This is a genomic window from Bradyrhizobium canariense (genome assembly GCF_900105125.1).
GTDB classification, from domain to species: domain Bacteria; phylum Pseudomonadota; class Alphaproteobacteria; order Rhizobiales; family Xanthobacteraceae; genus Bradyrhizobium; species Bradyrhizobium canariense_A.
The window spans coordinates 858,070-878,020 of sequence record NZ_LT629750.1; the positions used below are offsets into that span (position 1 = coordinate 858,070).

General features: G+C 62.1%; 21 protein-coding genes. 17 read left to right on the forward strand and 4 right to left on the reverse strand.

Annotated elements, in window-relative coordinates:
- Window positions 1-159 precede the first annotated feature (159 nt).
- Window positions 160-2,241 carry a lytic transglycosylase domain-containing protein gene (locus tag BLV09_RS04285; RefSeq protein ID WP_244548962.1) on the reverse strand — a complete coding sequence of 694 codons (2,082 nt, stop codon included), beginning with the start codon at window positions 2,239-2,241 and terminating at the stop codon, window positions 160-162.
- Between BLV09_RS04285 and BLV09_RS37850 the strand changes: the two genes are divergently transcribed.
- The 5 genes from BLV09_RS37850 to BLV09_RS04305 all read left to right on the forward strand — a co-directional run bounded on the left by BLV09_RS37850 (window position 2,234) and on the right by BLV09_RS04305 (window position 5,143).
- Window positions 2,234-2,464: a hypothetical protein gene (locus BLV09_RS37850; RefSeq protein ID WP_244548963.1), complete on the forward strand. Its 231-nt coding sequence runs from the start codon at window positions 2,234-2,236 to the stop codon at window positions 2,462-2,464. The genes BLV09_RS04285 and BLV09_RS37850 overlap by 8 nt on opposite strands.
- A gap of 170 nt (window positions 2,465-2,634) precedes the next feature.
- Window positions 2,635-3,525 (forward strand): 4-hydroxy-tetrahydrodipicolinate synthase, encoded by an 891-nt coding sequence (gene dapA, locus BLV09_RS04290; protein ID WP_146686421.1) that lies wholly within the window; start codon window positions 2,635-2,637, stop codon window positions 3,523-3,525.
- Window positions 3,526-3,582: 57 nt separating this feature from the next.
- On the forward strand, window positions 3,583-3,999 hold the full coding sequence (gene mscL, locus BLV09_RS04295) for a large conductance mechanosensitive channel protein MscL (protein ID WP_146686422.1): 417 nt from the start codon (window positions 3,583-3,585) through the stop codon (window positions 3,997-3,999).
- A 1-nt stretch (window position 4,000) separates the two neighbouring features.
- On the forward strand, window positions 4,001-4,474 hold the full coding sequence (gene smpB, locus BLV09_RS04300) for an SsrA-binding protein SmpB (protein WP_100382247.1): 474 nt from the start codon (window positions 4,001-4,003) through the stop codon (window positions 4,472-4,474).
- Window positions 4,475-4,567: 93 nt separating this feature from the next.
- Window positions 4,568-5,143: a peroxiredoxin gene (locus BLV09_RS04305; RefSeq protein WP_100382246.1), complete on the forward strand. Its 576-nt coding sequence runs from the start codon at window positions 4,568-4,570 to the stop codon at window positions 5,141-5,143.
- Between the two features lie 49 nt (window positions 5,144-5,192).
- Here the strand turns inward: BLV09_RS04305 and BLV09_RS04310 are convergent, their stop codons facing one another.
- Genes BLV09_RS04310 through BLV09_RS04320 form a run of 3 tightly spaced genes read right to left on the reverse strand, consistent with a single transcriptional unit; the run spans window position 5,193 to window position 7,040 of the window.
- The gene (locus BLV09_RS04310; RefSeq protein ID WP_167558619.1) at window positions 5,193-5,693 is read right to left on the reverse strand and encodes a hypothetical protein; all 501 of its coding nucleotides are present in this window, start codon (window positions 5,691-5,693) and stop codon (window positions 5,193-5,195) included.
- A 35-nt stretch (window positions 5,694-5,728) separates the two neighbouring features.
- Window positions 5,729-6,433: a uracil-DNA glycosylase gene (locus tag BLV09_RS04315; protein ID WP_146686424.1), complete on the reverse strand. Its 705-nt coding sequence runs from the start codon at window positions 6,431-6,433 to the stop codon at window positions 5,729-5,731.
- Window positions 6,411-7,040: an NYN domain-containing protein gene (locus tag BLV09_RS04320; RefSeq protein ID WP_100382243.1), complete on the reverse strand. Its 630-nt coding sequence runs from the start codon at window positions 7,038-7,040 to the stop codon at window positions 6,411-6,413. Before BLV09_RS04320 ends, BLV09_RS04315 begins: the two co-directional genes overlap by 23 nt.
- Before the next feature lie 348 nt (window positions 7,041-7,388).
- On the opposite strand from BLV09_RS04320, the gene rpoZ reads away from it, so the two are divergent.
- The 12 genes from rpoZ (at window position 7,389) to BLV09_RS04380 (ending at window position 19,923) form a co-directional block, all read left to right on the forward strand.
- Window positions 7,389-7,781, forward strand: coding sequence for a DNA-directed RNA polymerase subunit omega (gene rpoZ, locus BLV09_RS04325; RefSeq protein WP_024512695.1), 393 nt, complete (start codon window positions 7,389-7,391; stop codon window positions 7,779-7,781).
- A 303-nt stretch (window positions 7,782-8,084) separates the two neighbouring features.
- On the forward strand, window positions 8,085-10,373 hold the full coding sequence (locus tag BLV09_RS04330; protein ID WP_146686425.1) for a RelA/SpoT family protein: 2,289 nt from the start codon (window positions 8,085-8,087) through the stop codon (window positions 10,371-10,373).
- A 63-nt stretch (window positions 10,374-10,436) separates the two neighbouring features.
- The gene (locus BLV09_RS04335) at window positions 10,437-11,207 is read left to right on the forward strand and encodes a pyridoxine 5'-phosphate synthase (RefSeq protein WP_146686426.1); all 771 of its coding nucleotides are present in this window, start codon (window positions 10,437-10,439) and stop codon (window positions 11,205-11,207) included.
- The gene (acpS, locus tag BLV09_RS04340) at window positions 11,204-11,623 is read left to right on the forward strand and encodes a holo-ACP synthase (protein ID WP_146686427.1); all 420 of its coding nucleotides are present in this window, start codon (window positions 11,204-11,206) and stop codon (window positions 11,621-11,623) included. Before BLV09_RS04335 ends, acpS begins: the two co-directional genes overlap by 4 nt.
- Window positions 11,624-11,891: 268 nt before the next feature.
- Window positions 11,892-12,650, forward strand: coding sequence for a signal peptidase I (lepB, locus tag BLV09_RS04345; RefSeq protein WP_100382239.1), 759 nt, complete (start codon window positions 11,892-11,894; stop codon window positions 12,648-12,650).
- A 104-nt stretch (window positions 12,651-12,754) separates the two neighbouring features.
- Window positions 12,755-13,459, forward strand: a complete 705-nt coding sequence (gene rnc / locus BLV09_RS04350) for a ribonuclease III (protein ID WP_244548964.1) — start codon at window positions 12,755-12,757, stop codon at window positions 13,457-13,459.
- Window positions 13,452-14,378 carry a GTPase Era gene (gene era / locus BLV09_RS04355; RefSeq protein WP_100382237.1) on the forward strand — a complete coding sequence of 309 codons (927 nt, stop codon included), beginning with the start codon at window positions 13,452-13,454 and terminating at the stop codon, window positions 14,376-14,378. Before rnc ends, era begins: the two co-directional genes overlap by 8 nt.
- 10 nt (window positions 14,379-14,388) lie before the next feature.
- A complete protein-coding gene (locus BLV09_RS04360) occupies window positions 14,389-14,769 on the forward strand; it encodes a hypothetical protein (protein ID WP_146686429.1) in 381 nt (126 codons plus the stop codon).
- Window positions 14,770-14,897: 128 nt separating this feature from the next.
- Window positions 14,898-15,641 (forward strand): DNA repair protein RecO, encoded by a 744-nt coding sequence (gene recO / locus BLV09_RS04365; RefSeq protein ID WP_146686430.1) that lies wholly within the window; start codon window positions 14,898-14,900, stop codon window positions 15,639-15,641.
- Window positions 15,642-15,880: 239 nt separating this feature from the next.
- Window positions 15,881-16,288: a hypothetical protein gene (locus tag BLV09_RS37855; RefSeq protein WP_244548965.1), complete on the forward strand. Its 408-nt coding sequence runs from the start codon at window positions 15,881-15,883 to the stop codon at window positions 16,286-16,288.
- A 278-nt stretch (window positions 16,289-16,566) separates the two neighbouring features.
- Window positions 16,567-18,822 (forward strand): DNA topoisomerase IV subunit A, encoded by a 2,256-nt coding sequence (gene parC, locus BLV09_RS04375; RefSeq protein ID WP_146686431.1) that lies wholly within the window; start codon window positions 16,567-16,569, stop codon window positions 18,820-18,822.
- A gap of 150 nt (window positions 18,823-18,972) precedes the next feature.
- Window positions 18,973-19,923, forward strand: coding sequence for a cation diffusion facilitator family transporter (locus BLV09_RS04380; RefSeq protein ID WP_146686432.1), 951 nt, complete (start codon window positions 18,973-18,975; stop codon window positions 19,921-19,923).
- Window positions 19,924-19,951: the final 28 nt, after the last annotated feature.

Genomic DNA, 19,951 nt, shown 5'->3' on the forward strand with positions numbered 1-19,951 from the left:
GCAGGAAACTGCCGGGGGTTTTTCTTTGCGTTGCTTCCTGCGCTTGGGGAAGCCGTTCGGGCCATGCGCTATTGGCGGTTCAATGGCTTAGGTCATGCTCCCGAACCGGTTTGGGAACGTCACGGTTTGCATGCGCAGGGAAGGCGAAGGGTCACGCGGTTATTCCATGGAGCCGCGGTGCAGGTCGGCCTCGATCTGAAGCCGCGTTCCGCCGCCAAACCGTGCGCGATAGACCTGCAAATTCTCCATGATCCGTTGCACGTAATTGCGGGTTTCGGAGAACGGGATTTGTTCGACCCAGTCGACCGCGTCGACCTTGGGGTCGCGTGGATCGCCGTAGCGTTCGATCCATTTTTTGACGCTGCCGCGGCCGGCATTATAGGCCGCGAATGTCATGATGTAGGAGCCGCGGTAATCCTCCAGCAGGCCGCCGAGTTCGGCAGCTCCCAGCGCCGCGTTATAGACGGGATCGGTCTTCATCCGCTGGAGATCGAAGCCCACACCGTATTTCTTGCAGACATAGCGGCCCGCGTCCGGTGTCACCTGCATCAGGCCGTACGCTTGGGCCGGCGAGACCACCGCCGGATTGAAGGCGCTTTCCTGCCGGGCGATCGCGAAGATGACGCTCTGCTCGACGTCGGGTCCGATCGACTTGAACGGTGGGATCCCGTTCACCGGATAGGCATAGAAATCGAACGGCAGCCCGCGATTGAGCGCAGCCTTGCCGAGCAGCAGCATGCCGCGGGCGTCGCCGTTGCGCGAGGCTAGTTCGCCAAGGCCCACCAGCGCGTCGGGATCGCCATTGTCGCCCATGTCGGCTAGGATCGGGATCGCGATCTCGCGCTCGTCCAGCGCGTACAGCAATTGCACCGCGCGCACGACCTCCAGCCGCTCGATTCCACGCCCACGCGCAGCCGGCGCGCCGTTCAGCGCGATCTGCGGCAGGCCGAGTTTGGCGCGCGCCAGTTGACCGTAATAGCTGGTCGAATGTTCCGCCGCGGCTATGTAGGCGGCGCGGGCCTCCTGCGAGCGGCCGGCGGCTTCCGCGGCCCGGCCCTGCCAGTAGCCGGCGCGCGCCAGCGCGGTCGGGTTGGAACTGCCGACGCCGATGCGGGCGAAATGTTGCGCTGCTGTCGCGGGGTCCCTTAGAAAACGCAGCGCGATCCAGCCTGCGGTAAATTCCTGCTCGGTCTTGTAGATGTCGCGCGCGGGAAGTGCCGCATCGCGCGCGATCAGATAGGCGGTGCGGTACTCACCGACATCGAGCAGCTTGCGCGACATCAGCCGCCGCTCGATCCACCATTCATCGACATTGTACAGGCGACCCGGGTCTTTGGGCGCGCTCAGCATGAGCTGCGCGGCCTCTGCGAATTTCTCTTCACGGCGGAGCAACTGGATCTTGCTGAAGATGTAGCCCGCATCGCCGCGCAGTTCGCGCGGAACCTGTTCGAGTAAAGCCTCGGTATTGGGAGCTTTGCGATAGGACGCGATACGCGCCTTCGCCAGCGCAACCTCAGCGCCGCCAAGCCGCTTCGCCGCCCGCAATGCGATTTCGTGCTCGCCGCCATAGAGGAAGAGATCCATCCGCGCCTTTTGGTCGCCCGGTGTCAGCAGCGCGCCGAACAGGTCGAGCGCGTTGTTTTCGGTCTCCTCGGACATCGCATCGTTTCGCCAGGCGTCTCGCACCAGACGCTCCGCGTTGGTCCGGTCGCCGCGTCCGATCATGGCTCGCGCCAGCGCGAATTTGCCTTTGGCTGATAACGGCGACTCGTTCGCGAACCACGACATCACGGTCGCATCGTCGCGATGATCGTCCCACAGCACAGCCTCCAGGCGCCGGCGCAGGAAGCTCTGCGAAGGCCAGCTCGGATTGGCCTCGATGAATGCGCGATAGCGTTCGACGGAGGCGCCGTTGTCGTCGCTGCGCAGGATGATCCACTCTGCGAGCTTCTTCGCAAGCGGATCGGATATCGCGGCTTCGACCTGTGTGGCATCGGCGGGCTGATGCTTGCGCACGAGATCGATGACATTTTCCAGCGCGTCGGCGTCGGCCTGCGAGGTCGACGACGTCGCGGCCACGGCCGCCGGGATCGAGGGCTTGCGCGCGGGCGGTGGCGGCAAAGCCGCGTGCTGGCGGGTCGCCGGCGCCAGGGCAGTCGGAGCTACCGGCGCGGGTGCACCCGGGGCTGCCGTCGTCTTGGCGGCATTCTTGGCCGTACCATTGGCCGTAGTCTTGGGCATGGCGTTGCGAGCGATCGGCCGTGGCTTCGGCAGTGGAACTTTCGCCGTGGCCGCCGTCGCGAGTGCCGATAACGCAAGGGTCAGCACCAGGCTGGTCGCCAACGCCTTCGACAAGACCATGGATAAGGCCGTCGATCGCAAAGCGGCTGCGCGGGTGAACTGGCTCACGGCGTTCCTTCGCGGCGAATCATCAATTGATGATGCTCTAAGTTTAATTGATTGATATTTGGAAAAAATGCCAAAACCGCCGTAATTTCCGCTGTCTGGACCATCACCGCGGCAAAATCGCGGCCGGGATTGGGCCTGCGCGGCCCTTTCGCAGCCACGTCAGACCCGATATGAATGATCCCTAATCAGTTTTGATGGCATGCCGCGCGCGTTCGGAGGAAGTCCATGGCAAGCAAGACGAATTTTCGAGGCTCATTCACTGCCCTGGTCACGCCTTTCAAAAACGGCTCGCTGGATGAAGCGGCATTTCGCGCCCTTGTCAGCTGGCAGATCGCCGAGGGAACCCACGGCCTGGTACCGGTCGGCACGACCGGCGAAAGCCCCACCTTGAGCCACGACGAGCATAATCGGGTGGTGGAATGGTGCATCGACGAGGCCAAGGGCCGCGTGCCCGTGATCGCCGGCGCCGGTTCCAATTCGACCAAGGAAGCCATCGAGCTGGCGCAGCATGCCGAGAAGGCCGGCGCCGATGCCGCTCTGGTGGTGACGCCGTACTACAATAAGCCGACCCAGGAAGGCCTGTACCAGCACTTCAAGGCGATCAACGATGCGATCGGAATTCCGGTCATCATCTACAATATTCCGCCGCGCTCCGTGATCGACATGTCGGTCGACACCATGAAGCGGCTGTTCGAATTGAAGAACATTGCCGGCGTGAAGGATGCGACCGCGAGCATGGTGCGGGTGTCGCAGCAGCGCGCGGCGATGGGCGAGGATTTCAACCAGCTGTCGGGCGAGGATGCGACCGTGCTCGGTTACATGGCGCATGGCGGTCACGGCTGCATCTCCGTGACCTCCAACGTCGCTCCCAGGCTGTGCTCCGAGTTTCATTTGGCCTGGCAGAAAGGCGACCACGCCACGGCGCTCAAGCTGCACGACAAGCTGATGCCGCTGCATACCAATCTCTTCATCGAGTCCAATCCGGCGCCCGTGAAATACGCACTCTCGCTGCTCGGCAAGATGGACGAGAAGCTGCGCCTGCCGATGGTGCCGGTGTCGGAGCCGACGCGGGTGGCGGTGCGTAGCGCGATGGTGCATGCGGGCCTGATCAACTAGGCCTTCGGTTGCCGCTATGGCTCTGGCTGTTCGGGATACTGAGGAGGGGGACTGTAGATGCTCAAGGAATTCCAAGAATTCGCGATGAAGGGCAACGTGGTCGACCTCGCGGTCGGCGTCATCATCGGCGCTGCCTTCGGCGCGATCGTGGCTTCGCTGGTCGGCGACATCATCATGCCGATCATCGGATCGATCACGGGCGGTCTCGACTTTTCCAATTATTACACGGGCCTCTCGAAAGCTGTTATAGCCACCAACCTGGCCGACGCCAAGAAGCAGGGCGCCGTGCTGGCCTGGGGCAACTTCCTCACGCTGACGCTGAATTTCCTCATCGTCGCCTTCGTGCTGTTCATCGTGATCAGGCTCATGAACCAGCTCAAGCGAAAGAATGAGGCCGCGCCTGCCGCGCCGCCGAAGCCGAGCCGCGAGGAAGAACTGCTCACCGAGATCCGCGATTTGCTGAAGAAGGCTTGATGTGGCCGAGAAGAACGAGCGTGCAATCAAGGTTGTCGCCGAAAATCGCAAAGCCCGGTTCAACTATGCGATCGAGGACACGCTGGAGGCCGGCATCGCGCTGACCGGCACCGAGGTCAAGTCGATCCGCAACGGCAAGACCACCATCGCGGAATCCTATGCTGACACCAAGGACGGCGAGATCTGGCTGATCAACGCCAACATTCCCGAATACCTTCAGGCCAACCGCTTCAACCACGAGCCGAAACGGCCGCGCAAGCTGTTGCTGCACAAAAAGCAGATCAACAAGCTGATGGGCGCGGTCGATCGCGAGGGCATGACGCTCATCCCGCTCAAGCTCTATTTCAATGAGCGCGGCCGCGCCAAGCTGCTACTGGCGGTCGCCAAGGGCAAGAAGCTGCACGACAAGCGCGAAACCGAGAAAAAGCGCGACTGGAGCAGGGAGAAGGGCCGCCTGATGCGGGCGCGGGGATAGGCAAGTGTCGCACGTTCCTGTCCGTCATTGCGAGCCAACGGGTCGGCGCAATGCGCCGCACGCAGGCAAAGACGACCGATGGAGAATGGTACGATGAATCAGAAGAACCTGCTCGAAGTCGACTGGAGCAAAATTCCAGCACCTGTTGACGACGGCGCGGCGAAGCATCTCGTCGGCATGACGATCCCCCCGGTGAGCCTGGTCGCGACCGACGATACGTCGGTGACGCTGTCGGCGTTGCCGGGGCGCATTGTGGTGTTCGGCTATCCCAGGACCGGCGAGCCCGGCAAGATCGGTCTGGTCGATGACTGGGACATGATTCCGGGCGCGCGGGGCTGCACGCCCCAGACCTGTGCGTTTCGCGATCTGTTTGCGGAATTGAAGGCCGCCGGCGTCAAGCATGTGTTCGGCCTGTCGACGCAGAGCAACGAATACCAGACCGAGATGGCGTCGCGGCTGCATCTGCCGTTCCCGGTATTGTCGGATGAAAAGCTGGCGTTAACCCGCGCGCTCAATCTGCCGACCATGCAGGTCGCGGGGCTGACCTTGATCAAGCGGTTAGCGCTGATCGTCGACGACGCGCGCATCACGCATGTGTTTTACCCGGTATTTCCGCCCGATCGAAACGCCGGCGACGTGCTGGCGTGGTTGCAGGACAATCCGGTTTAGGACCGGGACTCCAATCCGGCAAAGGGGCGCGTTGTTGAGTCGTTGCGGTTCACCGCGCCCGACCCCGCACGAAGCTTGCGGCCGGACGACGCAACCATTGCGTCAGCATCATCACCCTGGGAAAGCCGATCAAGGGACCGGTCGAAAGATTAGTCAGCATGCTCGCGGTGAAACCGGGCAATTCACAGGCGATCTGCTTCCAGGTTAAGCCTCGATCGCTCCGTTCGGTTTCGAGCGCCGCGTACAATGCCCGCGTGTCGAAGCGCAGGATAAGCGGCGGTCCGGGATCGGGCAGCGCCTCCTCTGCTTTCGGTGGAGCATCCTCGTGTCCCGCGAGAAAGCTCTCCGGCGTCCGTCGCAACCACCTGAGAACCTGCAGCACAACCGCGCCGGTAACCGAGCTTTTGCTCGACATGTCTCTGATCGTTGCAACGCTGATTGGAATGGAAGGCGTACTCTCGAACGGTTTATTGATCTCGTTCGCAAGTTCGCTCCAGCTCAACCCGCGAGCACGACGCTCGGCATCGAGGGTAGCGTGGAGCCGCTTCATGTCGAACCGGGCAAGCATGCAAGAGAAGATCTCGCTTACGGGTTTCGGCGTTCGTCTAAATCCGCTTTGACCTTCGCAAACACGCTGCGGAACATGTCCGGCGTCAGCACCCGCGTATTGGTGTTGTAGCGCGAGCAATGATAGCTATCGTACAGCTTGATGGTGCCGGCCTGATGGATCGCGCCATGCGCAAATGGCGCAGCGGCGCCGCGAAGATTCAAAATCTTCAGCGTGGTGTCATGCGCGATCCGCCCGAGCGCGATGATCGCGCGCAGCTTCGGCATGGTCTCGATCGTCGCTGACAGGAATGAGCGGCAGGTATTGATTTCGGCGGGTAGCGGCTTGTTCTGCGGCGGTACGCAGCGCACGGCGTTGCTGATCCGGCAATCGACCAGCGTCAGTCCGTCGTCCGGCCGCGCCTGATAATTCCCTTTGGCAAAACCGTATTCGAGCAAGGTCGCATAAAGCAGGTCGCCGGCGTAATCGCCGGTGAAGGGCCGTCCGGTACGGTTGGCGCCCTGCATGCCGGGGGCGAGGCCTACGATCAGAAGCCTCGCATCGGGATCGCCGAATGACGGCACGGGCGAGTTGAACCAGCCGGGTTCGCGCGCGCGTGCCTGCGCACGAAACTCAGCGAGCCTCGGGCAAAGCGGGCAATTGCGATCGGGTGCGGTGCGGAGGAGGGAATTGGCGGGCGGCGGCTTGCCGCGCGCAGCATCAGTCGTCGAAATCGTCGTCATCGCCCCTCGGCGCCATGGTGGTCGCGCGCTGCAGGAATTGCGGCGCGTGATGACGCGGCTCGCGCGGGGCCGGGCGCTCGGATGGATCGCGGCCGAGCTTGGATTGCAGTTCCACCAGATCGGTGAAGACGTCGGCCTGGCGCCGCAATTCGTCGGCGATCATCGGCGGCTGGCTTGAAATCGTCGAGACCACGGTGACCCGGACGCCGCGCCGCTGCACCGCTTCGACCAGCGACCGGAAATCGCCATCGCCGGAAAACAGGACGATCTGATCGACGTGCTCGGCGAGTTCCATCGCATCGACCGCCAGTTCGATATCCATGTTGCCCTTGACCTTGCGGCGGCCGCTGGCGTCGATGAATTCCTTGGTCGCTTTGGTGACGACGGTATAGCCGTTGTAATCGAGCCAATCGATCAACGGACGGATCGACGAATATTCCTGATCTTCGATAATCGCGGTGTAATAGAACGCGCGTACCAAGGTCCCGCGGCTCTGGAATTCCTTCAGCAGGCGCTTGTAATCGATGTCGAAGCCGAGCGTCTTGGCCGTTGCGTAGAGGTTAGCGCCATCGATAAAAAGCGCGATTTTATTGGAAGCAGGTGACATCAAGTTTCTCGCGTTGTTAACGTTTTTGGCGCGACGGCAGGGGGCCGCGCATCTCACGAAAGATTGTCTAGAGCTCGGAGAATCCAACCCGGTAATCACCACTGCAAATGTGGTGCGGCGAGGGCGAGAAAACCCATACTGTCGACTTGTAATGAAGCGATTTCTTGTCCTAGACAATACCCTGCGTTTCCGGGTTTGTCTGGATGTTCCGGCCTTCTGGCCCCACGGTGGGTTAGCAGAGCCGATTGCGGAGGCCAAATCACAAATTGGTCTTGCGAAAACCCACCGATCCCTATAACTACCGGACATAATCCGCATTTCCGGTCCCATTTAACGGAGCGACAGTCGATGGCGCGCGTCACCGTGGAAGATTGTATTGATAAGGTCGACAATCGGTTCGACCTGGTTCTGCTGGCAGCACACCGCGCCCGTATGATTTCGTCCGGATCACAACTTACAGTTGATCGCGATAACGACAAAAATCCGGTTGTGTCGCTGCGCGAAATCGCGGATTCGACGATTTCGCCCGAGGATCTCCGCGAAGAACTGGTTCATTCGCTGCAGAAATTCGTCGAGGTCGATGAGCCCGAGCCCGATACCGTGCCTTTGATCGGATCGGCAGGCGCCAGCGTCGATGCCGACGACACCGAGGTCGCCGTCGAACGCATGACCGAGGAAGAGCTCCTGAAAGGTCTCGAAGGCCTTGCGCCTCCGGAAGAGCAGCCCGAAGAGGACGAATAAGCCGCCATATCGTGCGCGGCGCGCTCCCCGAACATATCCGATTTACCAAAGGCCCGGGCATTTGCCTGGGCCTTTGCTTTTGTTGGCATTTTTTGTGATTATCATGCCTCTATCATGGACGCGCACCAGTTCGCGCAGGTTGCCTTCGATTTGATCGGTGGGTGGCCAGTTTCGCGATAAACTGCGCTACGTGCCCAAAATCGAGCGTTTCTCGCCTCAACCAAGGCGCTGCTGCGCTTGAGGATGCGTTAGATTGTATGTGAAGCGGGTCGCATCCGAAGCCCGCGTAAAGGCAGTGATTCGATGGCGAATTGGCGTCGCAACCAACGGCAGATGCAGGCCGCGTCCGATTCGGTCGCCGTGGTACCGGCGTTGCCCGCGGCAGCTAAGGCGAAGACAACCAAGTCGCCGCGCACCAAGATGATGCGCCAGTACGATCTGGTCGAACGCGTCCGCTCCTATAATCCCGACACCAACGAAGATCTGCTGAACCGCGCCTATGTCTACGCCATGAAGGCACATGGCGCGCAGACCCGCGCCTCCGGGGATCCCTATTTCTCGCATCCGCTTGAAGTCGCGGCGATCCTTACCGACCTCAAGCTCGACGACGCCACCATCGTCGCGGCGCTGCTGCATGACACGATCGAGGACACCGAGGCCACCCGCGCCGAAATCGACCACATCTTCGGGCATGAAATCGGCGCGCTGGTCGAGGGGCTCACCAAGCTGAAACGGCTTGAACTGGTTTCGCGGGAAGCCAAGCAGGCCGAGAACTTGCGCAAGCTGCTGCTTGCGATCGCTGACGATGTCCGCGTTCTCCTGATCAAGCTTGCCGACCGTCTGCACAATATGCGCACGCTGGAGTTCGTGCCGCCCGCCTCGCGCCGCCGGATCGCCGAGGAGACCCTCGACATCTATGGGCCGCTCGCCGGCCGGATGGGCATGCAGGAGATGCGGGAAGAGCTCGAAGACCTTTCCTTTCGCATGCTCGATCCCGAAGCGCACGCGGTGGTGATGCAGCGGCTGGATTCGCTGGCGGACCGCAACCGCAATCTGATCAGCGAAATCGAAAGCCAGCTCTCCCGGAATCTTCAGAAGAACGGCATGGCCGCGCATGTCTATGGCCGGCGCAAGCAGCCATTTTCGATCTGGACCAAGATGGAGCGCAAATCGGTCGGCTTCGAGCAATTGTCCGACATTTTCGGATTTCGCATCGTGCTGGACACGGTCGAGGCCTGCTATCGCGCGCTCGGGGTGGTGCACACGACCTGGCCGGTGGTACCTGGCCGGTTCAAGGACTACATCTCGACGCCGAAGCAGAACGACTATCGTTCGATCCACACCACCGTGATCGGTCCCGGCAACCAGCGCGTCGAACTGCAGATCCGCACCGAGGAGATGGACCAGATCGCCGAACTCGGCATTGCCGCGCATGCCTTCTACAAGGACGGCGTGGGTTCACCGACCGAGCGGCTCAAGCGGGAATCCAACGCCTTCGCCTGGTTGCGTCGAACCATCGGGATTTTGTCGGAAAGCGCTAACCCGGAAGAGTTTCTCGAACACACCAAGCTCGAGCTGTTCCACGACCAGGTGTTCTGCTTCACCCCGAAGGGAAAGCTGATCGCGCTGCCGCGCAAGGCCAATGTGATCGATTTCGCCTACGCCGTGCATACCGATGTCGGCAACAGCGCGGTGGGTTGCAAGATCAACGGCAAGTTCGCGCCGCTGTCTTCAGAACTGCAAAACGGCGACGAAGTGGAGGTCCTGACCTCGAAAGCGCAGGCCGCGCCGCCGTCGGCGTGGGAAGCGCTCGCAGTCACCGGCAAGGCGCGGGCGGCGATCCGGCGTGCGACCCGGACCGCGGTGCGCGATCAATATGCCGGCCTCGGCCGCCGCATCGTCGAGCGGCTGTTCGCGCGTGCGAAGATCGAATACGCCGACGACAAGCTGAAAGGCGCGCTGCCGCGGCTGGCACGGGCCTCGATCGAAGATGTAATGGCCTCGGTAGGCCGCGGCGAGATCAAGGCGTCCGACGTCGCGCGCGCGATGTATCCCGATTACAAGGAAGAGCGTATCGGGCGGTTTGGCGCGAAAAAGAACCTCTCGGTGAAATCGCCGCCCGACGCGGCGCGCAGCACATCCGCCATCCCGATCCGGGGCATCAATTCCGATTTGCCGGTCAAGTTTGCACCGAACGGAGGCGCCGTGCCGGGCGACCGCATCGTCGGGATCGTTTCGCCAGGCGAGGGCATCACGATCTATCCGATCCAGTCGCCCGCGCTGAAGGATTTCGAGGAGGAGCCGGAGCGCTGGCTCGACGTGCGCTGGGATGTCGACGACTCGACGCCTCAGCGCTTTCCGGCGCGGATCAGGGTGGACAACGTCAACGAGCCCGGAAGCCTCGCCCAGGTCGCCACCGTGATCGCCGAGCATGACGGCAATATCGACAACATCAGCATGAGCAGGCGCTCGCCGGATTTCACCGAACTCACCATCGACCTTGAGGTCTATGACCTGAAGCATCTCAGTGCCATTATCGCCCAGTTGCGCGCCAAAGCCGTCGTCGCGCGGGTCGAACGCGTCAATGGATAAAGCTGGACGCCCCGGGAAGTTCGGCTAATCATCTCCTGCATTCTTCTCTTCGGTGAGTCCCGTATGCCTGTTCCTCCGCTGCGCCTTGGAGTCAATGTCGATCACATCGCCACCCTGCGCAACGCCAGGGGAGGCCGTAATCCCGATCCCGTGCGCGCCGCGCTCGCCGCGATCGAGGCGGGCGCCGACGGCATTACCGCGCATCTGCGCGAGGACCGCCGCCATATCCGCGACGACGACATGGCGAGGCTGAAGGCGGAAATCTCGAAGCCGTTGAATTTCGAGATGGCGGCGACCCCGGACATGCTGGGGATCGCGCTTGCGACCAAGCCTCATGCCGTGTGCCTTGTGCCGGAGCGCCGGGAAGAGCTCACCACCGAGGGGGGCCTCGACGTGGTCGGACAGCACAACGCGCTCAAGCCCTTCATCGCGCAATTGAACGATGCGGGCGTGCGGGTGTCGCTGTTCATCGCGCCCGACCCGCGGCAGATCGAAATGGCGGCCCAATTGCGCGCGCCGGTGATCGAGATTCATACCGGCGCCTGGTGCGACGCCGTCGCGGACGGACACTCGGCAAAGGCGGAAGCGGAATGGCAGCGCATCGTCAAAGGCGCCGCGCTGGCCCGCTCCGCCGGCCTGGAAGTCCATGCCGGGCACGGGCTCGATTACACCACTGCCGAGAAGATCGCGGCCCGGCCCGAGATCGTCGAACTGAATATCGGCTACTACATGATCGGGGAGGCGTTGTTCGTCGGTCTCGCCGAGACCGTTCGCGCGATGCGGGCCGCCATGGATCGCGGGCGCAAGAAGGTCGCGGGTTTGGACACGGCATGATCATCGGCATCGGTTCTGACCTGATCGATATCCGCCGCGTCAGTGCCGTGATCGACCGTCACGGCGATCGCTTCCTCGACCGTATCTTCACCGACGCCGAGCGCGCCAAGGCCGAACGCCGGGCCAAAAACCAGAAAATGGTGGTGGCAACCTATGCCAAGCGTTTTGCCGCCAAGGAGGCCTGTTCCAAGGCGCTTGGCACCGGAATCCGGCGCGGCGTCTGGTGGCGGGACATGGGGGTGGTGAACCTGCCGAGCGGCCGTCCGACCATGCAATTGACCGGCGGGGCGCTGGCCAGGCTCGAGGCGCTGACGCCGCCCGGCTGTGAGGCGCGGATCGACCTCAGCATTACCGACGATTGGCCGCTGGCGCAGGCTTTCGTCATAATTTCGGCGGTGACGCCCGGCAAACCCTGATCTATCAATGGGCGGGATTCGGCATCCGGCGACGAAACAAAAAATCGACGATTTATCAAGAGATTAGCAAGTTTTGAAGGGCCCGTTGATTGCGTGGTTGCGAACAACGGTCTAAAACGCCGCGGGGAGACTAGGGCGAGTTCGGGTTTGCGCCAGGATTCGCTTTCACATCAGAAAAGACGATTTTCTTGACGCGGAGCGGGGGCCGATTCGCGTAAAGAAGATGTTCTGCCACCGTGCGGCAGTCGTGACGGGAAGTGGGAAAGCGATGAGCGTGACATCCGGAACAAAATCTGAAAGCGGCCTGGGTGAAACCATCCGCGTCGTCGTTCATGCGCTCTTGATCGCCCTGGTGATCCGCACCTTCCTGTTCCAGCCTTTCAACATCCCGTCGGGATCGATGAAGGCGACGCTTTTGGTCGGCGACTATCTGTTCGTCTCGAAATATTCCTACGGCTACAGCCACTATTCGATCCCGCTGTCGCCGCCGCTGTTCTCGGGGCGTATCTTCGGCTCGGAGCCGTCGCGCGGCGATGTCGTGGTGTTCCGGCTGCCGAAGGATGATTCCACCGACTACATCAAGCGCGTGATCGGGTTGCCCGGCGATCGCATTCAGATGAAGGAAGGCCTGCTCTACATCAATGATACGCCGGTCGTGCGCGAACGTCTGAGCGATTTCATCGGCGAGGACCCCTGCGGATCGGACGCCACGGCGCGGGTGAAGCGCTGGAAGGAAACGCTGCCGAACGGCGTCAGCTATGAGACGCTGGATTGCGTCGACAACGGTTTTTACGACAATACCAATGTTTACACCGTGCCGGCCGGCCACTTCTTCATGATGGGCGACAACCGGGACAATTCGACCGACAGCCGGGTGCTGTCCGCGGTGGGTTACGTGCCGTTCGAGAACCTGATCGGCCGCGCCCAGATGATCTTCTTCTCCATTGCCGAGGGCGAACACGCCTGGATGTTCTGGCGCTGGCCGGTTGCGGTGCGCTGGAATCGCATATTCTCCATCGTGCGATGAACGACGACGCGCAGGACATCCGGCCCCCATCGTCATCTGGCGAAGCAAGCTCTCAGCCGGACGCCGGAAGTGAGCCTGCGGCGGCGAAGAAGAAGCGCACCAAGGTGAACGCCAAGGCCGCGGCTGCGGCGATCGAGGCGCGCATCGGGCACAAATTTGCCGATCCCACGCTGCTCGCCACCGCGCTGACCCATGTCTCCGCGCTGAAGTCCGCGCGCAAGCGCGGCGACAGCTACCAGCGCCTCGAATTTCTCGGCGACCACGTCCTCGGCCTTGTTGTCTCGGACATGCTGTATCGCGCCTTCCCGAGTGCCGATGAGGGTGAGTTGTCGAAGCGGCTCGCCGACCTCGTGCGCAAGGAAAGCTGCGCCGACGTGGCGAAGTCGCTGGGCTTGCTTGACGAAATCAAGCTTGGCGCGGTCGGCGCGGGCGCGGGCGCGCGCCTGCGTAAATCCGTGCTCGGCGACATCTGCGAAGCCGTGATCGGAGCCGTCTATCTCGACGGCGGCCACGCTGCCGCCGCCCAATTCGTCGAACGCAACTGGACCGAGCGGATGCGCAAGCCGCGGCGGCCGCTGCGCGACCCCAAGACGGTGCTGCAGGAGTGGGCCCAGGGCAAGGGTCTGCCGACACCGGTCTATCGCGAGATCGAACGCACCGGACCGCACCACGATCCGCAGTTCCGTGTGGCCGTGGATTTGCCGGGACTTGACCCGGCCGAAGGCGTCGGCGGCAGCAAGCGCGCCGCCGAAAAGGTCGCGGCCTCGGTGATGATCGCGCGCGAAGGCGTTGGCGGTAGTGATGGCTGAATCTCCCGAGGATGCAGCACCGGCTGCAACGCGCTGCGGCTTTGTCGCGCTGATCGGCGCCCCCAATGTCGGCAAATCCACCCTGGTCAACGCGCTGGTCGGCTCCAAGGTCACGATCGTCTCGCGCAAGGTGCAGACCACGCGCGCGCTGATCCGGGGCATCGTGATCGAAAACAATGCACAGATCATTCTCGTCGACACGCCCGGGATTTTTTCACCGAAGCGCCGGCTCGATCGCGCCATGGTATCGACGGCATGGAGCGGGGCCCATGACGCCGATCTCGTTTGCGTGCTGCTCGACGCCAAAGCGGGGATCGACGAGGAGGCCGACGCGATCCTGACCAAGGCCGCGACCGTTGCGCACAAGAAAATTCTGGTGCTGAACAAGATCGATCTGGTCCCGCGCGAGAAGTTGCTGGCGCTGGCCAAGGCCGCCAATGAACGCCTGCCTTTCGAGGGGACTTTCATGATCTCGGCGCTGACGGGCGATGGTGTCGATGATCTGCGCCGCACGCTCGCGGATCTGGTGCCGCCCGGGCCGTTTCATTATCCGGAAGACCAGATGTCGGATGCGCCGATGCGGCATCTGGCGGCTGAAATCACGCGGGAAAAAATCTTCCGCCAGTTGCACCAGGAATTGCCGTATCAGTCCACGGTCGAAACCGACAGCTGGACCGAGCGCAAGGACAAATCCGTCCGCATCGAGCAGACGATTTTTGTCGAACGCGAAAGCCAGCGCAAGATCGTGCTCGGCAAGGGCGGCGCTACCATCAAATCGATCGGCGCGGACTCGCGAAAAGAGCTTGCCGAGATCGTAGGTCAGCCCGTGCACCTGTTCTTGTTCGTGAAGGTGCGCGAGAACTGGAGCGAGGATCCCGACCGCTATCGCGAAATGGGACTAGAGTTCCCGAAGGAATGACCGGCGTCGCATGAACGTGCCCCGAAATGTGTTGTGGTTTGAAGTGCTGCTGTATCTGTCGCTGACGCTCGACTCGCTGTCGGTCGCGTTCCAGGACCGGACGCCAAGCCCGGATGTGACGGAATCGACGATCGCGACTGCCACCGTGATCGCTGCCTGCATGATTCTGGCGCTGGTCTATCTGGTCTGGCTTGCCGCGCAGCGGCGGAAGAACTGGCCGCGCTGGGTGCTGATCGGCTCGCTGGTGCTGTCGCTTTACTCGCTGGTCGGGATCATTGGCGATAGCGGCCTGGCGTTGGACAGTGCGATCGAGATCGTTTCCTGCGCGTTGACGGCGGCCGGGCTGTATTACTCCTACACCGGCGACGCGAAGGGTTGGTTTAACGGGTGAATGCCGCGACGGCGGTGGGCAAAGGCGCGATCTTCGCGCCGTGCCCATCACCGGGAAATGGCAGCGTTGGCTTGTGGGCGAGGTGGGCTCGCTTCGCTTAGCCCACCCTACATGATACGATCTCACCGATGGAGTGGACCGACGAAGGCATCGTGCTGGGAGTGCGGCGGCATGGCGAATCCAGCGCCATCGTCGAACTTCTGACGCGCGACCATGGCCGCCATCTCGGCCTGGTGCGCGGCGGGGCCGGTTCGCGAATGAGGCCGCTGCTACAGCCGGGCAATAGCGTGAGCGCGGTGTGGCGGGCGCGGCTCGACGAGCACCTCGGCACTTACGCGATCGAAGGAACGAGATTGCGCGCGGCCACCGTTCTGTCGTCGTCCTTTGCGGTGTACGGCGTGACGCATCTGGCCGCATTGGCGCGGCTGCTGCCGGAGCGCGATCCACATCAGGACATCTACGACAGGCTCGACCACATCCTCGATGATTTCGAAGATGCGGGCGAAGCGGCGGTTCATCTGGTGAAATTCGAGCTCGCGATGCTCGCCGAACTCGGTTTCGGACTCGATCTGGAAAACTGCGCCGCGACCGGTGAGACCTCCGATCTGATCTATGTCTCGCCGAAATCCGGCGGCGCGGTGTCGCGCCGGGCCGGCGATCCCTGGCGCGACCGGCTGCTGCGGTTGCCGCCATTCCTGCGCCAGGACGATGGCAGCGGCTGGTCGGATCAGGACTTGCAGGACGGCTTTCGGCTGACCGGATTGTTCTTGCTGCGCCACGTGCTGGAACCGCGCGGGCACGGTCATTCCGACGCTCGCGACGGCTTTATCAACGCGGTGGCGAGGCATCGGGCGAGACTAACGGTTTCGTGATGGCCATTCACGAAATTAACCTTTAAATACATAGCCTTAGACATGCCGCCAACGGATGGCTGATCTGCGTTCCAAGGCCGATATTGCCGCATTTTGGCCACGCCCAGTTTTTTAAACACCAAGGCCGGATTTGATCCGCGCGTTTAAGCCGTGCCGCTGCTGAGCAGTTATTGCTCCTCCCACGCAGCGGCTGTCCTGATCGCAGTAGGCGATCTCTCTCCCTTCAGGAACTTCCAGTAATGCGTACTCTCATGGCTGCCGCGTTGGTGCTTTGCGTCTTTGGTTCGAGCGCAGAGGCCCATTCACATTCTCACCATCGCCGCTATCATCATTCTCACCACGCTGGCCGGCACTACGGCTATGCCGGCCGTCCGAGCGCCTGGTGCGGTTGGTACATGCGCTCGCAGGTCGGCAGCGATCCGGGCCCGTCCTACAATCTCGCCAGGTCGTGGGCCCACTATGGATCAAACGCCGGTGGTCCAACCGTCGGCGCCATCGTTGTCTGGCGTCACCATGTAGGCAAGATCGTTGGCCAGGAAAATGGCCAGTGGATTGTCCAGAGCGGCAATGACGGGCATGCGGTCCGGACACGTCCACGCTCATTGGCCGGCGCGATCGCATTCAGGCAGGCCTACGCTGCGTTCTGAGCGCCATCACGGCAGCGCTTTAATCAACATGCTGGCGGCGGCGTTACCTGATAAAGCCGCTGCCGTTTACGGCCTCGCCTGCATCGTCCGCAAGGCGGGGCCGTTTGCTGTGCAGGAGGCCCCTGGTGTTGACACCGCTTCGCGGGAGCGCCTTTTTAGGTATAAGCGGGCTGTTTGAGGGGGCGTGAGTCGCCGCCTGTCAGGTCTCCCAGCCAATTGGGAGGCTTCTCACAAAAACCCTCCAAAGCTACCGAGAAACCACTGAAAGTCTTCACGTTATGGGCAAACGTCTGATTCCGCCGGAACCGGCCGAAGTTCACGAGGTCATGCTGCGCGATGCGCTCGAGGAGCGTTACCTCGCTTACGCGCTCTCGACCATCATGCACCGCGCGCTGCCCGACGCCCGCGACGGGCTAAAGCCGGTGCATCGCCGCATCCTTTACGGCATGCGGCTGCTGCGGCTCGACCCCGGCACACCGTTCAAGAAATCCGCCAAGATCGTCGGCGACGTGATGGGCTCGTTCCATCCGCATGGCGACCAGGCGATCTACGACGCCATGGTTCGCCTCGCGCAGGATTTCTCCTCGCGCTATCCGCTGGTCGACGGCCAGGGCAATTTCGGCAATATCGACGGCGATAATCCAGCCGCCTACCGCTACACCGAAGCGCGCATGACCGAGGTCGCGCGGCTTCTGCTCGACGGCATCGATGAAGACGGCGTCGAATTCCGTCCCAATTACGATGGCCAATCGAAAGAACCCGTCGTCCTTCCCGGTGGATTTCCGAACCTGCTTGCCAATGGTGCGCAGGGCATCGCGGTCGGCATGGCGACCTCGATCCCGCCGCACAACGTCGCCGAACTCTGCGACGCAGCACTGCATCTGATCGACAAGCCTGATGCGAAGTCGAAGACGCTTCTGCGCTGGGTCAAGGGTCCGGATTTCCCGACCGGCGGCATCGTCATCGATTCCAAGGAAAGCATCACCGAAGCCTACATGACCGGACGCGGCTCGTTCCGCGTCCGCGCCAAATGGAGCCAGGAAGAGGGCGCTCGCGGCACCTGGATCGTTGTCATTACCGAGATTCCCTGGCTGGTGCAGAAGTCGCGGCTGGTCGAGAAGATCGCCGAACTGCTGAACGAGAAGAAGCTGCCGCTGGTCGGCGATGTCAGGGATGAATCGGCGGAAGATATCCGCCTCGTCATCGAGCCGAAATCGCGTGCGGTCGATCCCGAATTGATGATGGAATCGCTGTTCCGGCTGACCGAGCTGGAAAGCCGGATTCCGCTGAACCTCAACGTGCTGGTGAAGGGTAGGATTCCCAAGGTGCTTGGGCTTGCCGAGTGCCTGCGCGAATGGCTCGACCATCTGCGCGATGTGCTGCTGCGCCGCTCCAATTACCGCAAGGAGCAGATCGAGCATCGGCTCGAGGTACTCGGCGGTTATCTGATCGCCTATCTGAACATCGACAAGGTGATCAAGATCATCCGCACCGAGGATGAGCCGAAGCCGGCCTTGATGAAGGCGTTCAAGCTCACGGAAGTCCAGGCCGATGCCATCCTCAATATGCGCCTGCGCTCTCTGCGCAAGCTCGAGGAAATGGAAATCCGCACCGAGGACAAGAACCTTCGCGGCGAGTTGAAGGGCATCAAGGCGCTTCTCGGCTCCGAGACCGAGCAATGGTCCAAGGTCGGCGAGCAGGTGCGGACGGTCCGTGACATCTTCGGCCCGAAGACCCCGCTCGGCAAACGCCGCACGCTATTTGCCGACGCGCCCGAGCACGATCTCGCCGCGATCGAGGAAGCTTTCGTCGAGCGCGAGCCGGTCACCGTCGTCGTCTCCGAAAAAGGCTGGGTCCGCACGCTGAAGGGCCATGTCGCCGATCTCGCGGGACTGACCTTCAAGACCGACGACAAGCTTGATCAGGCATTCTTCGCCGAGACCACGTCCAAGCTTCTGCTGTTCGCGACCAACGGCCGTTTCTATTCGCTTGACGTGGCCAAGCTGCCCGGTGGCCGCGGCCATGGCGAGCCGATTCGCATGTTCATCGACATGGAGCAGGACGCGGCGATCGTGTCCTTGTTCGTCAACAAGGGCGGGCGCAAGTTCCTGGTCGCGAGCCATGAAGGGCAGGGCTTTGTGGTCAACGAGGACGATTGCGTCGGCAACACCCGCAAGGGCAAGCAGGTGCTGAACGTCGAGATGCCGAACGAGGCCCGCACATTGACGACGGTGACGGGCGATACCGTCGCTGTCATCGGCGACAACCGCAAGATGCTGCTGTTTCCGCTCGACCAAGTGCCGGAAATGGCACGCGGCCGCGGCGTGCGCTTGCAGAAATACAAGGACGGCGGTTTGTCCGACATCGCAACGTTCGACGCCAAGGAAGGCCTGACCTGGAAGGATTCCGCCGGCCGTGAATTCAGCGCCACAATAAAAGAGCTCGCCGAGTGGCGCGGTACTCGCGCTGATGCCGGCCGCCTGCCGCCGAAGGGTTTTCCGAAGTCGAACAAATTCGGGCGCGGTATGGAGTAGGTCTTCGTGGAATAAGTTTTACGGCGTCGTCCCGGCACTCACCGGGACGACGCCAGTTGGGTTGCCGTAATAGTATTCAGCTTTCCCTGTGCGCTATAATCGCAGCGGTCGAAACGAGACCACCCCTGCAACGATTATCGCAAGCGCGCCATGGCCCATCACCACGATCATCACGACCATTCTCACGCGCACGATCATTCCGGACACAGCCACGCCGGGCACAGCCACGCGCCGGACAGTTTTGGGTTTGCGTTCGCCTGCGGTGTTGCGCTCAACTCCCTGATCGTTGCCGCGGAACTGATTTTTGGCTACGCCGCGAACTCGCTGGCGCTGATCTCCGATGCCGTCCACAATTTTTCCGATGTGATCGCACTTCTGCTCGCATGGGGGGCGGTATGGCTGGCGCGCAGGAAGCCGACGCAGCAGCACACTTATGGCTATCGCCGGGCTTCGATCCTCGCGGCTCTCATCAATGCCGGCCTTCTGCTGATCGCGGTCGGCGGCATCGCCGTCGAGGCCATCAACCGAATTAAGGAGCCCGCTGAGGTAGCGAGCTGGACGGTGGTTCTGGTCGCGACGCTGGGTATCGTCGTGAACGGCGCGACCGCGCTGTTGTTCATGCGCGGCCGTCATGGCGATCTGAATGTCCGCGGCGCTTATCTGCACATGGTGGCGGATGCGGGTATTTCACTTGGCGTGGTGGTCGCAGCCCTCGTGATCATGTTCACGGGCTGGCTGTGGGTCGATCCGGCGATCAGCCTGTGCATCGCCGCCGTCGTGCTCGCAAGCGGATGGGGCCTTGCCCGGGACAGCGTCAATCTCGCGCTTGACGGCGTGCCGAAGGGCATCGAACTAGCCGAAGTGAAAGATTATCTCGGCCAACTCGATGGCGTGATCGAGGTGCACGATCTGCACATCTGGGCCATGAGCACCAACGAAACCGCACTCACGGCGCATCTGGTGTGCCCCGGCGGTTATGACGATCCATTTCTTCATCAGGTGTGCGAGCAGCTCTCGCACCGGTTCAGGATTCAGCACGCCACGATACAGATCGAGGCGGGCAGTGATGTCTGCAAGCTCGCTCCGGCGGAGGTGGTGTAGCCGGGAGCGCGCGGTATCTTCGCCCGCA

Excerpts from the sequence above, each read along its gene's own strand:
- BLV09_RS04380 (WP_146686432.1), top strand. The coding sequence starts at position 18,973 with ATGGCCCATCACCACGATCATCACGACCATTCTCACGCGCACGATCAT.
- mscL (WP_146686422.1), top strand. The coding sequence starts at position 3,583 with ATGCTCAAGGAATTCCAAGAATTCGCGATGAAGGGCAACGTGGTCGAC.
- rpoZ (WP_024512695.1), top strand. The coding sequence starts at position 7,389 with ATGGCGCGCGTCACCGTGGAAGATTGTATTGATAAGGTCGACAATCGG.
- era (WP_100382237.1), top strand. The coding sequence starts at position 13,452 with ATGGCTGAATCTCCCGAGGATGCAGCACCGGCTGCAACGCGCTGCGGC.
- BLV09_RS04285 (WP_244548962.1), bottom strand. The coding sequence starts at position 2,241 with ATGCCCAAGACTACGGCCAATGGTACGGCCAAGAATGCCGCCAAGACG.
- lepB (WP_100382239.1), top strand. The coding sequence starts at position 11,892 with ATGAGCGTGACATCCGGAACAAAATCTGAAAGCGGCCTGGGTGAAACC.
- BLV09_RS04305 (WP_100382246.1), top strand. The coding sequence starts at position 4,568 with ATGAATCAGAAGAACCTGCTCGAAGTCGACTGGAGCAAAATTCCAGCA.
- dapA (WP_146686421.1), top strand. The coding sequence starts at position 2,635 with ATGGCAAGCAAGACGAATTTTCGAGGCTCATTCACTGCCCTGGTCACG.
- BLV09_RS04310 (WP_167558619.1), bottom strand. The coding sequence starts at position 5,693 with ATGAAGCGGCTCCACGCTACCCTCGATGCCGAGCGTCGTGCTCGCGGG.
- BLV09_RS04335 (WP_146686426.1), top strand. The coding sequence starts at position 10,437 with ATGCCTGTTCCTCCGCTGCGCCTTGGAGTCAATGTCGATCACATCGCC.
- parC (WP_146686431.1), top strand. The coding sequence starts at position 16,567 with ATGGGCAAACGTCTGATTCCGCCGGAACCGGCCGAAGTTCACGAGGTC.
- BLV09_RS37855 (WP_244548965.1), top strand. The coding sequence starts at position 15,881 with ATGCGTACTCTCATGGCTGCCGCGTTGGTGCTTTGCGTCTTTGGTTCG.
- BLV09_RS04315 (WP_146686424.1), bottom strand. The coding sequence starts at position 6,433 with ATGACGACGATTTCGACGACTGATGCTGCGCGCGGCAAGCCGCCGCCC.
- recO (WP_146686430.1), top strand. The coding sequence starts at position 14,898 with ATGGAGTGGACCGACGAAGGCATCGTGCTGGGAGTGCGGCGGCATGGC.
- BLV09_RS04330 (WP_146686425.1), top strand. The coding sequence starts at position 8,085 with ATGGCGAATTGGCGTCGCAACCAACGGCAGATGCAGGCCGCGTCCGAT.
- BLV09_RS04360 (WP_146686429.1), top strand. The coding sequence starts at position 14,389 with ATGAACGTGCCCCGAAATGTGTTGTGGTTTGAAGTGCTGCTGTATCTG.
- acpS (WP_146686427.1), top strand. The coding sequence starts at position 11,204 with ATGATCATCGGCATCGGTTCTGACCTGATCGATATCCGCCGCGTCAGT.
- BLV09_RS04320 (WP_100382243.1), bottom strand. The coding sequence starts at position 7,040 with ATGTCACCTGCTTCCAATAAAATCGCGCTTTTTATCGATGGCGCTAAC.